This window comes from Bradyrhizobium sp. OK095 (assembly GCF_900109945.1).
Taxonomy (GTDB): domain Bacteria; phylum Pseudomonadota; class Alphaproteobacteria; order Rhizobiales; family Xanthobacteraceae; genus Bradyrhizobium.
Map to the genome: position 1 here is coordinate 406,550 of NZ_FOBX01000008.1, position 17,570 is coordinate 424,119.

The window sequence follows — 17,570 nt, forward strand, 5'->3', positions numbered from 1 at the left end:
AGGCTGCGGCGGTGATCTCTCGCCGCCGCAGCGTGTTGCTCAGGCGAAGGTGATGTTCTGGTCGCGCAGCGGAACCGAACGGATGCGCTTGCCGGTGGCCGCGAAATAGGCGTTGAGCACCGCCGGCGCCGCGACGCCGATGGTCGGCTCGCCGACACCGCCCCAGAATCCGCCGCTCGGCACCATCACCGATTCCACCTTCGGCATCTCGTTGATGCGCATCGAGTTGAAGGTGTCGAAGTTGGTTTGCTCGATCTTGCCGTCCTTGACGGTGCAGCCACCGTAGAACAGTGCGGAGAGGCCGTAGACGAAGGACCCCGCGATCTGCCGCTCCACCTGCGCCGGATTGACGACGTAGCCGGGGTCGGTAGAGGCGACGATGCGAAGCACCTTGATCTTGTTGCCTTCGGTCACCGAAATCTCGGCGGCGCCGGCGACGTAGCTGCCATAGCCCATGACCTGCGCGATGCCGCGGTAGATGCCTTGCGGCGCCGGCTTGTCCCAGCCGATCTTCTCGGCCACGGCATTTAGCACCGCCAGATGCTTGGGATTCTTGCCCATCAGCTTGCGGCGGAACTCGAGCGGATCCTGGCCTACAGAATGAGCCAGCTCGTCCATGAAGCATTCCATGTAGATCGCGTTGTGATTGACGTTGACGCCGCGCCAGAAGCCGGGCGGGACGTGCGGGTTGCGCATCGCATGCTCGACCAGCAAGTTCGGCACCGAATAGCCGATCGCGGCCTCGCCGGATTGGGCGACGCCCTGGAATGCGGCCGGATCCATGCCGTTCTGCAGCGCTTCGGGGCGCAGCGAGAACAGGATCGATTGTCCGGACAGGCGGTAGTGCAGCGCGACCAGGTTGTTGTCGGCATCGAACGCGCCGGTCATCTTGCACTGGGTGATCGGGTGATACCGGCCGTGCGCCATGTCCTCTTCGCGCGACCACAACAGCTTGACCGGCGTGCCCGGCATCTCCTTGGCGATCAGAACTGCCTGGCGGACATAGTCGGTCTGGCCGCGCCGGCCGAAGCCGCCACCGGGCATCACCTTGTACATGTCGCACTTTTCCGCCGGCAGGCCGGAGGCCTCCAGCACCGCCGCGAAGACGGCCTCGCCGTTCTGCGTGCCGCACCAGACCTCGCATTTGTCGGCCGTGTAGAGCGCGGTGGCGTTCATCGGCTCCATCGTGGCGTGGTTCTGGTAGGGATAGTTGTAGACGGCCTCGACCTTCTTCGCAGCACCTGCAATCGCCGCTTTGACGTCGCCGTTCTTGTTGCCGACATAGGCCGGCTGGTCGTTGTTCAGGCCCTCGGCCAGCCACTTCGCGATCGACTCGCTGGAGACTTTTGCGTTCTCGCCCTCGTCCCAGACGATCGGCAACGCGTCCAGCGCGGTCTTGGCGTGCCACCAGGTGTCGGCAACGACCGCAACGGCGGTATCGCCGACCTTGACGACCTTCTTGACGCCTTTCATGCCGGTGATCTTGGCTTCGTCATAGCTCTTCAGCTTGCCGCCAAACACCGGGCAGTCCTTGATCGCGGCGTTGAGCATGCCCGGCAGCTTGACGTCGATGCCGTAGATCATCTTGCCATTGGTCTTGTCGGCCGTGTCGAGCCGCAACAGGCCCTTGCCCGCGATGGTCCAGTCCTTCGGGTCCTTGAGCTTGACCTCGGCCGGCGGCGTCAGCTTCGCCGCGGCCTCGGCGACCTTGCCGTAAGTCGTGGTCTTGCCCGATGCCTTATGGGTGATGACGCCCTTGGCGACGGTGCATTCGGAGGCCGGCACCTTCCACTCGTTGGCGGCGGCCTCGATCAGCATGACGCGCGCGGTGGCGCCGCCCTTGCGGACGTAGTCCTGCGAGGAGCGGATGCCGCGGCTGCCACCGGTCGAGAAATCGCCCCAGGCGCGCTTGCGTGCGACACTCTGGCCGGGGGTCGGATATTCGGTCGTGACCTTGGACCAGTCGCATTCGAGTTCCTCGGCAACGAGCTGGGCGAGACCGGTCAGCGAACCCTGGCCCATCTCGGAGCGGGCGATGCGGATCACCACGGTGTCATCGGGCTTGACCACGACCCAGGCGTTGACCTCGGGCGAGCCGTCGGCCGCGCGAACCATTGCGGGGCCGCCGAAGGGGAGGTCCAGGCCGATGGCAAGGCCGGCGCCGACTGCGGCGGTGCCGACGACGAAGGCGCGGCGGTTCATCTTGGGAGAGACGTGCTTGTTCATGGGCGGCTCCTTACGCGCTTGCGATCGTGTGGATCGCTTCGCGCACCTGCTGGAAGGTGCCGCAGCGGCAGATATTGGTGATGGCCTCGTCGATATCGGCGTCGGTCGGCTTCGGCTTCTCGGCGAGCAGCGCCGCGACCGCCATGATCATGCCGCTCTGGCAGTACCCGCATTGCGGAACATCTTTCGCGATCCAGGCTGCCTGCACCTTGTGCAGCGTGTCGCCGGAGGCGAGCCCCTCGATCGTTGTGATCTTCTTGCCCTCGGCCTCGCTCACCGAAACGCCGCAGGAGCGCATGGCGACGCCGTCCATGTGAACGGTGCAGGCGCCGCATTGTGCAATGCCGCAGCCATATTTGGTGCCGGTCAGGCCGGCATTCTCGCGGATCGCCCAGAGCAGCGGCGTATCCGGCTCGACATCGAGCGTGAAGGTTTTTCCGTTGATTGTTAGGTTTGCCATCGCAAGTCCCCTGATTGACCCAATCCACCGATTGGACTCAGGAAACAATGTGTCTGGCAAATTGGAACTGTTCAAATCAATAGTCCGAGGGTTCACCGCTCAAAGAGATTGAAGCGCGCCGGGAAGAATTCCGGGAGTGCGGTGTCGCGGCGTGTGAACGGCGGTACAAGTCCGCAGCCTTTGGTCGCATCGATTTCATTTGACTATCTAGGGGTATTGTACAACCTTTGGTTTGATGGATCATTAGTCCATCCTAAGGGAGAAACGCCATGGGTCGCATCGTCACGATTGATCTCGAAAAAGTTCTTGCGTCAGGTAACGATCTCAAAGCGAAAACGCCTTCCGGACTCACCAGCCACGCGGACCTGCTCGGCCTCGCGAGCGACGTCAGCAAGGACCCGGTCTCGTATCTGAGCAGCGTCGGCGTACAGCTCGACGAGCAGACCGCGTCGATGCTGCGGGGCAAGCTGGCCTCGCGTAGCGGTGGCGTACAGGCCGGCTCGATCCATATCGACCTCCTCTGATCCGGTTTCGGCAAACTTTCGTCGGCAGATCATGATGGCCGGCTGACCGGTTCGCCGGGCAGCCGGGATATGGGGTCGTCGGCCATGGCGCACGGCGCACAATATTTATCCGATTTCCGCGCGGCCAGGGTGACGCCTAAGAATCTCGTTTTGAACGTCACGCTGAAATGTCCGCTCAAGTGCTCGCACTGTTGCTTTTCATCCGACATGTTTCACGGCGGCCATCTCTCCGCCGCTGACGTTCATCGCTGCATTCAGCAGGCCGCGCAGATACCGTCGATGGAGATCGTCCATTTCGTCGGTGGCGATCCGATGCTGCACGCGGATATCGTAGCTGAAGCCGTCGCGTTGGCCGCATCGCTGGGCTTGCGCGCCGGCATCACCACGAGTGCGTTCTGGGCCAAGTCGCCTGCGCGCGCGATGGCGGCTGTCCAACAGCTGCGGGTTGCGGGCCTCACTGAAATGACGTTGTCCTATGACGATCCCCATGCCGAATTTGTGCCGCTGAACTTCATCGCCAATGCGGTCGCGGCCGCGCGGGAGTGCGGCCTGCTGCTTCGAATCGCGGTGGTGGTCGAGGCCGGCTCGCGGATCACCGCCGCCAGCCTGCGCGTCGACCTTGGCCTCCAGGATGAGCCTGGGATCAACATCTACGAAACTGTCGCCAACTCGACCGGCCGTGGCGAGGGCACGGATGAGGAAACGCGAGCGGGGCGCGTTCGCCACGCGTCGGCTTACCGCGGACCGTGCGAGTCCGTTCTCTACACCCTCACGGTCGATCACGAGGGCGGCATCCAGCCCTGCTGCGGTGTGCTTCCTCACTACGATTCCCTGAAAGTCGGCCACATTGCCGAAGAGGGGATCGAAGCCGCCATGCGGGCGGCCGCCGACGATCCTCTCTATCGCTGGATCAGGCTCGAAGGTCCGGTTGCCATTCTGGCCGCCGTCACGGTCGACGATCCCGTGCCGATGCGCGTGGAGGATTTCGACGGGATTTGCACCGCCTGCGATCGAATCTTTCGGTCGCCGGAACTGCTGGCGCGCGTGCGCGCCGCTGCTGAAGCGCGCCGGAGCCAGATCGAGACCTGCGAGATCCTGCTGGACGGACAGGTTGTGCCTGAAAACATCGTGGCCGCCCAATGAGCGTCGATGTCCTCTTCTGCTCTGCGCCGGTGATGTCCGTGGTGCGGCCGTCGGCGGCGCTCGGCCTTTTGCAGGCGCTGCTGCGGCAGAACGGGATTCGGGCCGAGACGCTCTATCTCAATCTGCTCTTCGCCGATCGCATCGGGCTCGATCTGAACGAGCAGCTTGCGGAGAAGCTGCCGAGCCATCTGCTGGCCGGCGATTGGCTGTTTGGCGAGTGCCTGGGCCCGCGGCCCAACCGGCCGCAGGTGCAGCGCCACATCCATGAGCTCGGCGCCGCCATCGAGCGCAAGGGGTTCGAACGGCTCTACGAGATTCGCCGCAATTTGATTCCCTCCTTCGTCGAGGAAGCAGCCGAGCGGCTGCTCGAAAGAAACCCCAGAATCATCGGCTTCACCTCGATGTTCGAGCAGACGGTCGCTTCGCTTGCGATCGCTGCCGCGGTCAAGGCGCGTGATCCGTCCGTGGTCGTTTGCTTCGGTGGCGCCAATTGCCATGGGCCGATGGGCGCAGTGCTGCTGAAGAATTTCGCGCAGATCGACTATGTCTTCAATGGCGAAGCCGACACTGTGTTCGGGCCGGCCGTCGAGGCGATCCTGCGTGGCGATGTGCCTCGCGGCCTGTCGGGGTGCCTGTCTCGCGACCGGCCGGCCGCAGGTAGCGCAACCGGTCCAACCGCGATGGATGCGCTGCCGATCCCCGACTACGCCGACTATTTCGTGCAGCTCGCGGAGCTGTCGGAAGCCGCCCGCGTGCGCCCCTCTATTCCGTTCGAGTCCTCGCGCGGCTGCTGGTGGGGCCAAAAACACCACTGCACCTTCTGCGGCCTGAACGGGGAGGGTATGGCGTTCCGGGCCAAGTCGGCGCCGCGCGTGCTGAGCGAGATCGAGACGCTGCATGCGGAGTTCGGGATCAGCCGCTTCGCCGCAACCGACAACATTTTGGGCATGAGCCACATCGACGGCGTGCTCGGAAAGCTCGCCGAGCGGCCGGCGCACGGCTTTCGCTTCTTCTACGAGATCAAGGCCAATATGGACGAGGCGCAGCTCGAGAAGCTGGCGCTGGCCGGGACTGTCTGGTTGCAGCCCGGCATCGAGAGCCTGTCCGATCCGGTGCTGCATCTCATGCGCAAGGGCGTGAGCGCTCTGCTCAACCTGCGTCTGCTGCGCAATTGCCGCGAGCTCGGCGTTGGCCTCGTCTGGTCGATCCTCTATGGCTTTCCCGGCGAGCCGCGCGAGGCCTATGACGCCGTCGCCAAGATGGTGCCGCTGCTCGAGCATCTTCAGCCGCCGGTCGGCTGCGGCCGTATCAGGCTCGACCGCTTCAGCCCCAATTTCGAACGCGCCGCAGAGATCGGCTTTCACAACGTCACGCAGATGCCGGCCTATGGCGCGATCTACGACGTCCCGGACGAGGATCTCGCTAACCTCGCTTACTTCTTCGAGGGCGATGCGCCTGACGCCGCACGCGAGCAGGATTTGCTGTCGCTCAAGGCCGCGAGCGCGGGCTGGCGCGCGCGCTGGTTCGACCAGCCGTTCGCGCCTCAATTGACGATGACGGCCGTAGGCGCCGCGCATCTCGTCAGTGACACCCGCGCATGCGCGCTCCAGCCGTTCTATTGCCCGACACGGGCGGAGGTCGCCGTGCTCAATCTGCTGCGCAATCCCTGCACGCGACCGAACGTCGTCGAGCAGTTGGCCGATTGTTTCGAAGCAGCGTTGGTCGGCGCCGCAATGGATGCCGTCTTGACGCGGCGGTTCGCGGTCGAGATCGACGGCAGGATGCTCTCGCTGGTCACGGAGGCCGGCCGGGAGATCTTTGATGCCGAAGCGCGCGCCGAGTTTCCGCTCGGTTTCATCCTTCCGCGTGAACGCGCGACAGTATTCGCGAGCTTGACGGATGTCGGCAAAGAGCCGGCCGACCTCGAACGGGTGCAGCCATGACCGTCGAAGTCCGCCCGCTCGGCGACAAGTGCAACATCAAGTGCCGCTACTGCTATCAGGAGGGCATCCGCACTGCCGGCAACGTGCCGACGCGCTACGATCTCGATGCGATCATGGCGACGCTCGACAGACTGGCCGAGCCGTTCAGCCTGTTCGGTGGCGAGATCATGATGACCCGCCGGCCCGATCTCGAACGGCTGATGCAGCTGGGTTTCGACCGCCATGGCGGCGTCGGCATGCAGACCAACGGCACGCTGATCGAGGAACGCGACATCGAGCTGTTCAGGAAATACCGCGTGCGCATCGGCATCTCCATCGACGGTCCGGGACCGCTCAACGATGCCCGCTGGGCCGGCAGTCTGCCGGCGACGCGGCGCGCGACCGCGCGGATCGAGGCGGCAATCGAGACGCTGTGCCGCGAGGGCATGCCGCCGAACGTGATCGTGACGCTCAACCGGATCAACGCATCGCCGGATCGGCTGGCCGTGCTCTGCGACTGGATCGGGTTTCTCGGCAGCCTCGGCGTGCGCAAGCTGCGGCTACATCTGCTGGAGCAGGACGAAACAGAAGGAGGCGAGGGCCTCGCGCTCACCGCGCAGGAGAATCTCGTGGCTCTCAGGCGATTGCGCCAGCTCGAACAGGAGCTGTCGTCAGTCGAGTTTGACATCTTCGCCGAGATGGCCGCGATGCTCAGGGGAGACGACGCCCGCACCTCGTGCGTGTTCCACGCCTGCGATCCCTATGCGACGCGTGCCGTGGTCGGCGTCGAGAGCGATGGCCGGCTCGGCAATTGCGGCCGCACCAACAAGGATGGCGTCACCCATCTGCGCGCGAGCCGCGAAGCATTCGAGCGCCAGCTCTCGCTCTATCGCACGCCGCAGTCCGATGACGGATGCCAGGACTGCCGATTCTTCCTCGCCTGCAAGGGCAATTGCCCGGGCACCGCGATCGGCGGCGACTGGCGGAAGCGCTCGATCGACTGTCCGGTGTGGTTCGGTCTGTTCGAGGACATCGAGACCGAACTTCAGGCGAACGGGGAAACCGTGATCAGCCGGTCGGAGCGCCGCGCCGATCTCGAAGCGAAGATGATCGCGGCCTGGTCGATCGGTGATAATCCCACCCTGCATTCGCTGCTCCAGCCGGCGGAGGCAACATGACGTCAACTTGGCTAACTTGGCCCCGTCCTCCGCTCGGAGCTACTCCGCGGGAGCCGGTTGTCGCCAAGGCAGCCGCACAGCGCATCAGCTTCAGCGGGCCGCAGGCGCGTGCGCTCTGGCAGCCGCGTCTGGACCGTCTCCGCGACGTTGCGATTGCGATCGAGCTGGAGATGGTGCGACGGGAGCACATTCCGGCGACTGTGCTGTGGACCGGCTATGATGGCATCGAGGCCTTGACGGAGAGGGCTCGCGCGATCGGCCTGGAAGCGAAGCCGGTCAAGGCTTCGCTCGGCTATGCCGCCGACTGGACGCAGGAAGCGTGGATCGACGAACCGAAACGGCTGCTCGATTATGCGTTCCTGATCGGCGCTGCGGCGCTCGATGTCGCGATGGCCGATCCGGCTGCAGAGGACGTGGTGAAGACGGCGATACGGTTCGGCTATCCCGCCTGTTGCGCGGAATCTTGGGCGAACCATCTTCGGCGCGGCGGAAGCGATTCGCTCGCGAGCCTGCTCGCCCGCGAGGACAACGCGGCGATGCCCGCGCATACCGCGCTCGGGGTTCTCGGACTGGGACCGGTGCGGCATGCGCCGTGTTCGGCGGGGTGTGTCGCCACGCGCGATCGTTCGCGGGCGTTTCTCGATCTTGGCCGCCAGCTCGGATTCATCGAGGAAATGAGCTGGCTGGAAGAGATCGCATGTTGGACGGTCAACGCGTCGCTGGTCAATGGCATCGCCGAAATCACGACGGCTGCGTTCCGCTGCACATGGCTGTCCGACGAGGGTCCGTCGCAGCCTCGTCCCGCCGCGCCGGCGCCGCGCCCGGAAAAACGAAAGGCCGCAGCGATCACCGCCGCAGGCAGCGCCGATATCCTCGCCGAACTCGGCATCGGATTTGAATCGGCCGGTTTCGCGAGTCCTTTCGCCATGCGCTCGCGCTTCAGCGCCGTTGTCTGGGAGCAGACCGCTGCGCTGCGCCGCGCCACAACGGCCGTGCATGTCGGATGCGGCGATGGCTTGTTGCTGCAGCTGCTTGCGCAAACAAAGCCCAAGCTGAAATTGTACGGCACGGAAGAAGATACCGCGCTCGCGGAAGCCGCACGCCAACGCCTCGGCGCGTCATCGCCTGTGCTCGCCGGGGCGAGCATCGAAGCGCTCGCGGCACTGTCGCGTCTGGTTCCCGGCGGCATCGATATCGCTTTCGTCGATCCGGAGCGGCTTGGCGATCGCGACGCGCTCGTCGCCATCTCCGCGATCGCAAGGTCGATCATCGTGATCGGCACCGACCGGTCGCTGCACCGCTTCAGGGATATGGACAATCTTGCGGCAACGATGGGGCTTGCCTTGCTGCCTGGGCGCGCGGCGCGGGTGTCCGCGACGCTCTCGCCGGCGATGGATCGCCTGCACTGACCGGTTTGAAGGAGAACGCGCCATGAATGCGACGTCGATTGACTGGGAACGCACAGCACGACCGCAGACCGATGGTTACGACACCGCCGTCGCTCTCGGCCTGATCGAAACCGAGTCGACCCCGTGGCGCCCGCTGCCGCCGCAGCGACCTCCGGTGAACGGCGCGCCGGCCGTTGCTGAGGGCAGGGTTGCCCTGCGCACCGACGATCCCTTGCTGCCAGCGCCGCGGTTCGTCCCCGACGGGCAAGCCATCACGGCCATGGAGCAGGCGCTTCATTACGTCCGCCGCTGGCCGCTCGCTGCAAGACAATGGCCTGACATCGTCCACACGATCCAGTGCTATCACGACACCGAGCAGCCGACCGAAGGGCCCGGCCGCCTCGGCTCGGCCAGCCATTCGATCGATGCGCGCTTCGGCGTCATCGGCCTCACGGTCAACTGTCCGCTCGCGACCGCGCAGGCGATCGTGCATGAAATGGCGCATCACAAGCTGCGGGCATTCGGCGTCGCCAACGAGAATGCGATCCGGATCATCAGCAATCCGCAAGATGAGCTCTATCCGAGCCCGATCGTGGTCGACCGGCCGCGCCCCATGACGGCGGTGCTGCACGCGCAATATTCGTTCATCCACGTCACCCAGCTCGACGTGTACTTGCTCGAGCAGGAGGAGGATCCGCAAGTTCGCAGCGATATCCGCACGCTGCTTGCGCGCAATGCCTCGCGGATGGAGAAGGGGTTCGAGACGCTGCGGCAGCACGCCCGCACCGACGCGGCCGGCCGCGAGTTCCTCGGCGGCTTCTTCGCCTGGTGCAGCGACGTGCTGGCGAGCAGCCGGAAGCTGCTTGCGACCGAGCGCGCCTGATCAGCGGGCCCGGTTCCAGCCCCGGACGCCAGACGCGCGGCTTGGGACGACGTCCGTTCATGAACGGCGGTTCCAGGTCCGATCGCTGCTGCGTTGCAGCGACAGTTTGTCCCTTTTGCCGGGGTGCAAGACGAGGACGCTCTGCTACACTGGGGGTGAAGCCAAAGGGGTTCTATGAACGTACCGCAGCCTTGCAACGTGCTGATGCTCTATCCGCTCTTCACGGCGGAGTCGTTTTGGAGTTTTGGGGAATCCTGCAAGCTGATGGGCGTGAAGCGCCCTGCTGCTCCCCTCGGCCTGATTACCGTTGCCGCGATGTTGCCCAAGAGCTGGACCGTCCGGCTGATCGATTGCAACACGCAAGCGTTCGGTGACGACGATCTTGCCTGGGCCGACGTCGTCTTCACCGGCGGAATGCTGCCGCAGCAGGCCGACACGCTGCGCCTGATCGAAGAGTGCCGCGCGGCCGGCAAGCCGGTGGTCGTCGGCGGTCCCGATCCGACCTCGAGCCCCCATGTCTACGAACGCGCCGATTTCCGCGTGCTCGGTGAAGCCGAAAGCATCATCGACGAATTCATCGCGGCCTGGGACAGCGGCGCACGCGCCGGCACCTTCACCGCGCCGAAATTCCAGGCCGACGTCACCAGGACGCCGGTGCCGCGCTTCGACCTGCTCAAGTTCGAGGACTATCTCTATCTCGGTGTACAGTATTCCCGCGGCTGTCCGTTCACCTGCGAGTTCTGCGACATCATCGAGCTCTACGGGCGGGTGCCGCGGACCAAGACGATCGAGCAGATGTTCGTCGAGCTCGAGAAGCTCTACCAGATGGGCTATCGCGGCCATCTCGACTTCGTCGACGACAACTTTATCGGCAACAAGAAATCGCTCAGGCAGTTCCTGCCGAAGCTCGCCGAATGGCAGCGCGCGCACGGCTATCCGTTCGAATTGTCGACCGAGGCCTCGGTCAATCTCGCCGACGATGCTGAATTGCTCGACCTGATGGGGGCGGCCAATTTCTTCGCCATCTTCGTCGGCATTGAAAGCCCTGATCCCGCGACGCTGGTCGCGATGCGGAAGAAGCAGAACACGCGCCGCAACATTGCCGAGAGCATCCACAAGATCTACGCCGCCGGCATGCTCGTCACCGCGGGCTTCATCGTCGGCTTCGACAACGAGAAGGTTGCGATGGCGGATGCCATGGTCGACTTCATCGAGGAGGCCGCGATCCCGGTCGCCATGGTCGGCCTGCTCTATGCGTTGCCGAACACGCAGCTGACGCGCCGCCTTGAGAAGGAGGGCCGGCTGCATGCGGACCACGATCTGGCGTCGACCACGGGCGGCGACCAGTGCACCGGCGGCATCAATTTCGATCCGGTCCGTCCGCTGCGCGATATCCTGATGGACTACAAGACCGTGCTCGAACGCGTCTATAGCCCCGCGGCCTATGCAGGCCGCATCGACAAGTTGATGACGCTTCTCGACCGCTCCAGGCAGCGCCCCGAGCTCGCCGAAGGCGACATCCGCGCCAGAATCGGAGCGATGGAGACGGTGCATCGCGTGGTGACGGCGATTCCGAACGGGCGCCCGCTGTGGCAGACTTTCATGAACTGCGCCAAGCGCGACACGTCATCGGCACGCATTGCCGTTCAGATGATCGCGGCCTATGCCCATCTCGGGCCGTTCTCGCGCAAGGTCATCGATGCCATCGATGTGCGCCTTGCTGCGCTCGACGACGAGGCCGTCATCCCTGCGGCGGCGATCGATGTGACCGCAGCCCGGCATCTGGCCTGAGGGCCTTACTTCACCGCCAGCCGCAAGAAGCTCATCACACTGCCGAGTGCTGCAAAGCCTGCGCCGAGTGCGAGCGCGACGGTCGCACCGCTGTGGCCGGCGAGAGCAAAGCAGGCGGCGGCGAGTGCTGCGCCCGTCGTCTGTCCCGTCAGCCGCGCGGTCGCGACGATGCCGGAGGCGCTGCCGCTGCGGTGCGGTGGGGCGCTGGACATCACCGCCTTCATGTTCGGGGCCTGGAAGAAACCAAAACCCATGCCGCAGATCACCATCCGCCAGATGATGTCGGGGATGGCAGGATTGGCCGGAAGCATCGCGAGCAGCGCCATGCCGAGGCCGAGCAGCACGAGACCGATGCCGCCGAGCAATCCCACTGCGTAGCGATCGGAGAGGCGGCCGGCGATCGGCGCCATGATGCCGACCACCAGCGGCCACGGCGTCATGAAGAAGCCGGTCTCGACCTGCGAGCGTCCCAGCACGTCCTCGAAATAGAACGGCAGCGAGACGAAGGCGAGGCCCTGCACGGCGAAGGAGCAGACTGCGGTCGCCGCCGAGAGGGCGAACATGGGACGGCTGAACAAATCGATCGGCAGCATCGGCGCTGGGTGATCGGCGTGCCGGCGCGTCAGGATGAAGCCGAGCGCAAGCCCGGTGACCAGCTCGATGCCCACGATAACCGGCGACAGATTATGCGCGGCGCTGCCGATGCCGGTGATGAACAGGCCGAGGCAGGCCGACGCCAGCAGCGCGCCGAGAAAATCAAAGCCGTGATCGGCGCGCGGCGTCTTCGGCAGCATCGCAAAGCCGATGCCGGTCGCGACCAGGCCAAAGGGGATGTTGACCGCGAACAGCCAAGGCCACGGCCCGAGCGCGAGGATGGCGGAGGCAACCGAGGGTCCGAGGGTGAAGGCGGTCGCGACCACCAGCGCGTTGTGACCAAAACCGCGGCCGAGCATTCGTCCGGGATAGACGAAGCGCACCAGCGCAGTGTTGACGCTCATGATGCCGCTGGCCCCCAGGCCTTGCAGCGTGCGCGCGACCAAGAGGCTGTCCAGCGACCACGCCACTGCGCAGAACAGCGAGGCGATGGTGAACAGGATCAGGCCGCCGAGATAGATGCGCTGGTGCCCGACGATCTCGCCGAGCGCCCCGAGCGGCAGCAGCGTTGCCACCAGCGCGATCTGGTAGACGTTGACGACCCAGACCGACTGCTCCGGCGAGACATGCAGGTCGGCGGCAATCGCCGGCAACGCGATGTTGGCGATCGCAGTGTCGAGCGAGGCCATCGCCAGTGCGGTGAAGATCGCAGCGATCGCCCAGCGCCGTTGGGCTGCCGGCAGGCCGTCGGACATGGTGTGGTCGGGTTCGCGCGCGGCGGCGGGTAACGTGATTGTCATTGCGTTGGCGCGTTGCTCCGGCCGCGTGGCTAAAGGGGACTTTTGGCATGTACTACGCTTGGGCCCGCTTCCACAGGTACAAGCACGCATGCATTGTATGCGCGAAGGCTGGGCGAAGCCGCCACGCCTCGGCGTATGATCGCGCCATCGGCTGCAATTCAGGGGAAGCGCCATGCAAATCGTCGTTCTGCCCGGTGACGGCATCGGGCCCGAGATCACGGCAGCGACATCCGGTGTGCTGCGCGCGGCCTCCGAGCGCTTCCAGCTCAATTTGCGGCTGGAGGAGCACGCGGTCGGCCATGCGAGCCTGAAGCACTCAGGCACGACGGTGCGCCCCGAGCTGCTCGACATCGTCCGCGCCGCCGACGGTCTGATCCTGGGGCCGACTGCGACCTTCGACTTCAAGGACGAGGCGCATGGCGAGATCAATCCATCCAGGCATTTTCGCAAAAACCTCGACCTCTACGCCAACATCAGGCCCGCGCGCACCTATGCCGGCCGGCCCGGCCGGCTCGGCGAGTTCGACCTCGTCGTCGTGCGCGAGAACACCGAAGGCTTCTACGCCGACCGCAACATGGAGCAGGGCAATGGCGAGATGCTGGTCACGCCTGATGTCGTGATCTCGCTACGCCGGATCACGCGCCTCTGCTGCGAGCGCATCGCGCATGCTGCGTGTCGTCTGGCGATGAAGCGCCGAAAACATCTCACCATCGTGCACAAGGCCAATGTGCTCAAGATCGGCGACGGCATGTTTCTGGACATCTGCCGTGCGGCGGCGAAGGGCTATCCCGGTCTCGCAGTCGACGACATCCTGGTCGACGCCATGATGGCGCATGTGGTGCGCAACCCCGACCGCTTCGACGTCATCGTCGCCACCAACATGTTCGGCGACATCCTGTCCGATCTCACGGCTGAGCTGTCAGGCAGCCTCGGCCTCGGCGGCTCGCTGAATGTCGGCGACCGCTATGCGATGGCGCAGGCCGCGCACGGCTCGGCGCCCGACATCGCGGGGCAGGACGTCGCCAATCCGGTCTCGCTGATCCTGTCGACCGCGCTGCTGCTCGGCTGCCATGGCGAGAAGACCGGCGCCGTCCGCTACGAGGAGGCTGCGCGTGCGATCGAAGCTGCGGTGGCGAAGGCGCTTCGTGAGGGCAGGGCCACGCGTGACGTCGGCGGCAAGCTCGGCACGATCGCGGCGGGGGCTGCGATTGCGGAGATCTTGCAGGCGGAGTAGGCGCCGCCCGCGCGATTTTTCTTGTGCCTCAAAACAAAAATTCGAAAACAACCCCATGCACAGTAGAAGGCCCCTTGATCGTCAAGGGGTTTTTGGCCGATCGTCGCGAAGGCATGCGTGACCACGATCACGTTGACCCGTCGGGCAAAACACTGGCATGATGTCATCGTGCCAGCGGTCGGGGACGAGAGCACATTCTCATCGTGCGCGATGTCGGTTTTGTGCCTTCCAGTGGGGCGTCTCCCCCGGCCCGCTTGAGCCAGATCAAGACTCACCCCGCGGCTCCGCCCGACCTTTCCAGCAACGCATCCATGGAAAGGGCGGCCCATATGCGAACTCTGCTCAGGGAAATCCGGGATACCCCTTTGCTCTGGATGCTGGTCTTCGTGCCGGGCGTGCTGGTGGCGGAGGCCATAGCCCCGTATTCCCACACACTGCTCTTCGTGCTCGCCGTGCTTGCGATCGTGCCGCTGGCGGCGCTGCTCAGCCACGCCACCGAAGCGGTCGCCGCCAGGACGGGCGATGCCGTGGGCGGACTGCTCAACGCAACGCTCGGCAATCTGACGGAGCTGATCATCGCCATCACCGCGCTGCGTGCGGGCCAGTACATGCTGGTGAAAGCCTCGATTGCGGGCGCGATCGTCACCAACGCGGTGTTCATGCTCGGCGCCTGCCTGCTGATCGGCGGCATGCGCTATCATGTGCAGGAGTACAACCGCGCCGGCGCACGGCTCTCGTCCGGCCTATTGCTGATGGCGACCGTCGCCCTGCTGGCTCCTTCGGCGGTCGCTGACCTCGAGCATCTGCCGCAGGGCGGCGGCGTCATTCACAAGCTGAGCGTCGGCATTTCAATCCTGTTGATTGCTGCTTACGCGCTCGGCCTGTGGTTCTCGCTCGGCACGCACAAGGAATTGTTCGCAAGTGCCGATCACGGCGAGAACGAGGAGGGACACTGGCCGATCGGGGTCGCCGTCGGGACGTTGCTGGTCGTCACCGTGCTGGTCGCGCTGGTGAGCGAGATCTTCGTGGAATCCGTGCAGAAGGCGGCGGAATCGTTCGGGATGAGCCCGGCCTTTGTCGGCTTCATTATCGTTTCGCTGGTCGGTGCCGCCGCCGAATTCGCGGTGGCCTTTGCCGCTGCGCGCAAGGACCGGCTCGACATGGCCGTCAGCATTGCACTTGGCAGCGCCTCCCAGATCGCGCTGTTTGTTGCACCGGCGCTCGTGCTGCTCAGCTATGTCGTCGGTCCGACGCCGATGAACCTTCAGTTCTGGCCGGGTGCCGTCACCATGGTGATGATTGCGACGGTCGCGGCGAGCTTTATCACCACGAGTGGACGCTCGGCATGGTTCGTCGGCGCCCTGATGATCTTCATCTACGCGGTGTTTGCGCTGACGCTGTATGTCGTCCCGCCGGCGGGCGAGGGATGAGCTGCGCTCGCCGGCGAGTTGGCTCATCGGAGAATGGCAGCCCGCGGCAAGCCATCCTCCGAGCGGCGAGTACGTTTCCCCGCTAGTAGGCCCAGTAGCTGCCGGAGGGCGGGCAATAATCGCCGCCATAGCGATAGCCATAGCCATAGTTGCCGCCGTAACCGTAATTTGACGCGGCCGGGTAGCTGTAACCGGAGGCGGGATAACCGCCATGGTAGCCACCGTAGTACCCGCCATAGCCGCCGTAATAGGCGCCCCGCGCAATCGCGCCGCCGACGACGGCGCCGGCGGCCACACCGTAACCGAGGCCGCGATAGCCGTAGCCGCGATAGCCCCAACTGCCGCGGTAGCCGTTGCCGACGCCGCGATAGCCGTAGCCGCCACGCCAGCCGCCAACCCAGCGCACTTCGGTCGTTGTCTGATCGGCCATCGACTTCATCGTCACCAGATGCGTCGGGATCGGCCCGGCCTGAGCGACTGCGCCCGATAGCAGGGCACCGGCTCCGGCGAGAATGAGGGTGCGGAGGGAATTCGAGGAGGTCATGACCGATCATCTCCTTGGCTTGCGGGCTGCGCGTTCTGCGCGGCCATCGACAGCCTATTCCGGGATGGCATGGCCGTGGCGGCCTTGATCTAGATCAAGCGTCAGCCGTCCCGGCGCGGCATCGGGTAAGGTTGCGCGATGCTCTAAGCCTGCAGCCGCGGAACGAGACGTGTCGCGTTCTTATGGCCAATCGCGTCGAGATCCCCTGTCGAGAGGCCAAGCTTCTGCAACTGTTCGAACTGGCCAAGGCCGAAGTAGGGATAGTCGGTGCCGTAGGTGATCTGGGAGGGCGGTACGAGCTTGAGCAGCGCGGCCATGGACGGCGCAAAAGTCGCGTTCGCGGTGTCGTAGTGAAGCCGGCGTAGCTCGCCTTCGATCCCCTCCGGTGCAAACTGCTTCAGGTCGGGCCGCGCCCCATAGAACGAATCGATGCGCCCGGCCATCATCGGAATCGTGCCACCGGCGTGCGAGAACAGCCATTTGATGTCGCGGTAGCGGGCAAATGAACCATTGAGCAGAAGGCTCGTCACGGTGCGTGTGGTGTCGTGCGGGACTTCGATCACCGCTGGAAACGTGCCGACGCTGAGCGCACTACAGCAACTCGCGACCAGCGGATGCACGTAAACGACCGCCTTGCGACGGTTCAGCTCTTCCAGCACCGGCTTGTAGGCGACGTTGCCTAGCCATTTGTTGCCGTAGCTGCTTTGCAGCCCGATCCCGTCGGCCTTCAGCGTGTCGAATGCATATTCGATCTCCTTGAGCGTGGCATCGATGTCCAGCATCGACAAGGTCGCGAACAGGCCGAAGCGGCCCGGATGGTCGCGCATCATCTCAGCTGCATACTCGTTGCAGGCGCGGGCGAGCCGGCCAGCTTCCGCCGGCGCAAGATCGAACCACACGCCTGGCGTGGAAGCGATCGACAGGATGCCCGTGCGTATGCCGTTGCGGTCCATGTCCTCGACGAGCTTCTCGCGGGTCCAGGCCACCTGGCCGGGAAAGTGCGGCTGCTTGCGTGCGTCCTCGTAGCCGAGCCAGAGCTTTTGGTATTCAGGCGGATAGAAATGAAGGTGGGTATCGATCAGCGCCGGCCTGGTCTGTCCGTACACCGCAGCGGCTGGAATGGCCGAGGCAAGGCCAAGTGCACCGACGCCCGCGAGAAAGCCGCGGCGCGACGCGGACGGGCCGTAACAGGTGGGGCAGGAGCGATGCCCTCGCGACGTCCGATTCCAGATGTTCATGTTGCGCGTCTCCCGTGATGAATTGGCGAGGACAGGGGCCGTGGTACTTCTATCGGCGATGGGGCGTCCAGTTGCATCCCGCGGTGCGACTGCGGCATGGGCTGTGATTGTTGGGGATTGGAATGTGCCGATTTTTCGTCGCCGAGCGATGTCTCTCGTCGCATCATAGCCGCAACTTTGCGTGAACGCGTCCGCTTCAGGCGAACCGGTGTCCA

At 64.8% G+C, this 17,570-nt stretch carries 14 protein-coding genes; 9 read left to right on the plus strand and 5 right to left on the minus strand.

From position 1 onward, the window contains the following. Nucleotides 1–39: 39 nt before the first annotated feature. Together BMW89_RS23080 and BMW89_RS23085 are read right to left on the minus strand one after the other, a co-directional pair. Nucleotides 40–2,226, minus strand: coding sequence for a xanthine dehydrogenase family protein molybdopterin-binding subunit (locus BMW89_RS23080; RefSeq protein WP_092029290.1), 2,187 nt, complete (start codon nucleotides 2,224–2,226; stop codon nucleotides 40–42). A gap of 10 nt (nucleotides 2,227–2,236) precedes the next feature. Then, nucleotides 2,237–2,686, minus strand: coding sequence for a (2Fe-2S)-binding protein (locus BMW89_RS23085; RefSeq protein ID WP_092029291.1), 450 nt, complete (start codon nucleotides 2,684–2,686; stop codon nucleotides 2,237–2,239). Between the two features lie 269 nt (nucleotides 2,687–2,955). Here BMW89_RS23085 and BMW89_RS23090 point away from each other — a divergent pair, with 269 nt between their 5' ends. The 7 genes from BMW89_RS23090 (at nucleotide 2,956) to BMW89_RS23120 (ending at nucleotide 11,515) form a co-directional block, all read left to right on the plus strand. Then, nucleotides 2,956–3,210: a hypothetical protein gene (locus BMW89_RS23090; RefSeq protein WP_092029292.1), complete on the plus strand. Its 255-nt coding sequence runs from the start codon at nucleotides 2,956–2,958 to the stop codon at nucleotides 3,208–3,210. An 84-nt stretch (nucleotides 3,211–3,294) separates the two neighbouring features. After that, nucleotides 3,295–4,353, plus strand: a complete 1,059-nt coding sequence (locus tag BMW89_RS23095) for a radical SAM/SPASM domain-containing protein (RefSeq protein WP_092029293.1) — start codon at nucleotides 3,295–3,297, stop codon at nucleotides 4,351–4,353. Beyond that, complete coding sequence (locus BMW89_RS23100; protein WP_092029294.1) at nucleotides 4,350–6,296, plus strand: RiPP maturation radical SAM C-methyltransferase; 1,947 nt, start codon at nucleotides 4,350–4,352, stop codon at nucleotides 6,294–6,296. The genes BMW89_RS23095 and BMW89_RS23100 overlap by 4 nt, the downstream gene beginning before the upstream one ends. Beyond that, nucleotides 6,293–7,453, plus strand: coding sequence for a radical SAM protein (locus BMW89_RS23105; RefSeq protein ID WP_092029295.1), 1,161 nt, complete (start codon nucleotides 6,293–6,295; stop codon nucleotides 7,451–7,453). Before BMW89_RS23100 ends, BMW89_RS23105 begins: the two co-directional genes overlap by 4 nt. 389 nt (nucleotides 7,454–7,842) lie before the next feature. Beyond that, nucleotides 7,843–8,862, plus strand: a complete 1,020-nt coding sequence (locus tag BMW89_RS23110; protein WP_244547656.1) for a class I SAM-dependent methyltransferase — start codon at nucleotides 7,843–7,845, stop codon at nucleotides 8,860–8,862. Between the two features lie 22 nt (nucleotides 8,863–8,884). Further along, entirely contained in the window at nucleotides 8,885–9,724 is an 840-nt protein-coding gene (locus BMW89_RS23115; RefSeq protein ID WP_092029297.1) for an aKG-HExxH-type peptide beta-hydroxylase, read from the plus strand. A 174-nt stretch (nucleotides 9,725–9,898) separates the two neighbouring features. Next, a complete protein-coding gene (locus BMW89_RS23120; protein WP_092029298.1) occupies nucleotides 9,899–11,515 on the plus strand; it encodes a B12-binding domain-containing radical SAM protein in 1,617 nt (538 codons plus the stop codon). 5 nt (nucleotides 11,516–11,520) lie between these two features. Here BMW89_RS23120 and BMW89_RS23125 read toward each other — a convergent pair whose 3' ends face one another. Beyond that, nucleotides 11,521–12,909, minus strand: a complete 1,389-nt coding sequence (locus BMW89_RS23125) for an MFS transporter (protein WP_092029299.1) — start codon at nucleotides 12,907–12,909, stop codon at nucleotides 11,521–11,523. Between the two features lie 172 nt (nucleotides 12,910–13,081). Between BMW89_RS23125 and BMW89_RS23130 the strand changes: the two genes are divergently transcribed. Both BMW89_RS23130 and cax read left to right on the plus strand, forming a co-directional pair. Next, nucleotides 13,082–14,143, plus strand: coding sequence for an isocitrate/isopropylmalate dehydrogenase family protein (locus tag BMW89_RS23130; protein ID WP_092029300.1), 1,062 nt, complete (start codon nucleotides 13,082–13,084; stop codon nucleotides 14,141–14,143). 329 nt (nucleotides 14,144–14,472) lie between these two features. Beyond that, nucleotides 14,473–15,573, plus strand: coding sequence for a calcium/proton exchanger (gene cax / locus BMW89_RS23135; protein WP_092029301.1), 1,101 nt, complete (start codon nucleotides 14,473–14,475; stop codon nucleotides 15,571–15,573). An 82-nt stretch (nucleotides 15,574–15,655) separates the two neighbouring features. Here the strand turns inward: cax and BMW89_RS23140 are convergent, their stop codons facing one another. Together BMW89_RS23140 and BMW89_RS23145 are read right to left on the minus strand one after the other, a co-directional pair. Beyond that, nucleotides 15,656–16,117 carry a hypothetical protein gene (locus BMW89_RS23140; protein WP_092029302.1) on the minus strand — a complete coding sequence of 154 codons (462 nt, stop codon included), beginning with the start codon at nucleotides 16,115–16,117 and terminating at the stop codon, nucleotides 15,656–15,658. Nucleotides 16,118–16,260: 143 nt separating this feature from the next. Further along, the gene (locus tag BMW89_RS23145; RefSeq protein ID WP_092029303.1) at nucleotides 16,261–17,355 is read right to left on the minus strand and encodes an amidohydrolase family protein; all 1,095 of its coding nucleotides are present in this window, start codon (nucleotides 17,353–17,355) and stop codon (nucleotides 16,261–16,263) included. Nucleotides 17,356–17,570 lie beyond the last annotated feature (215 nt).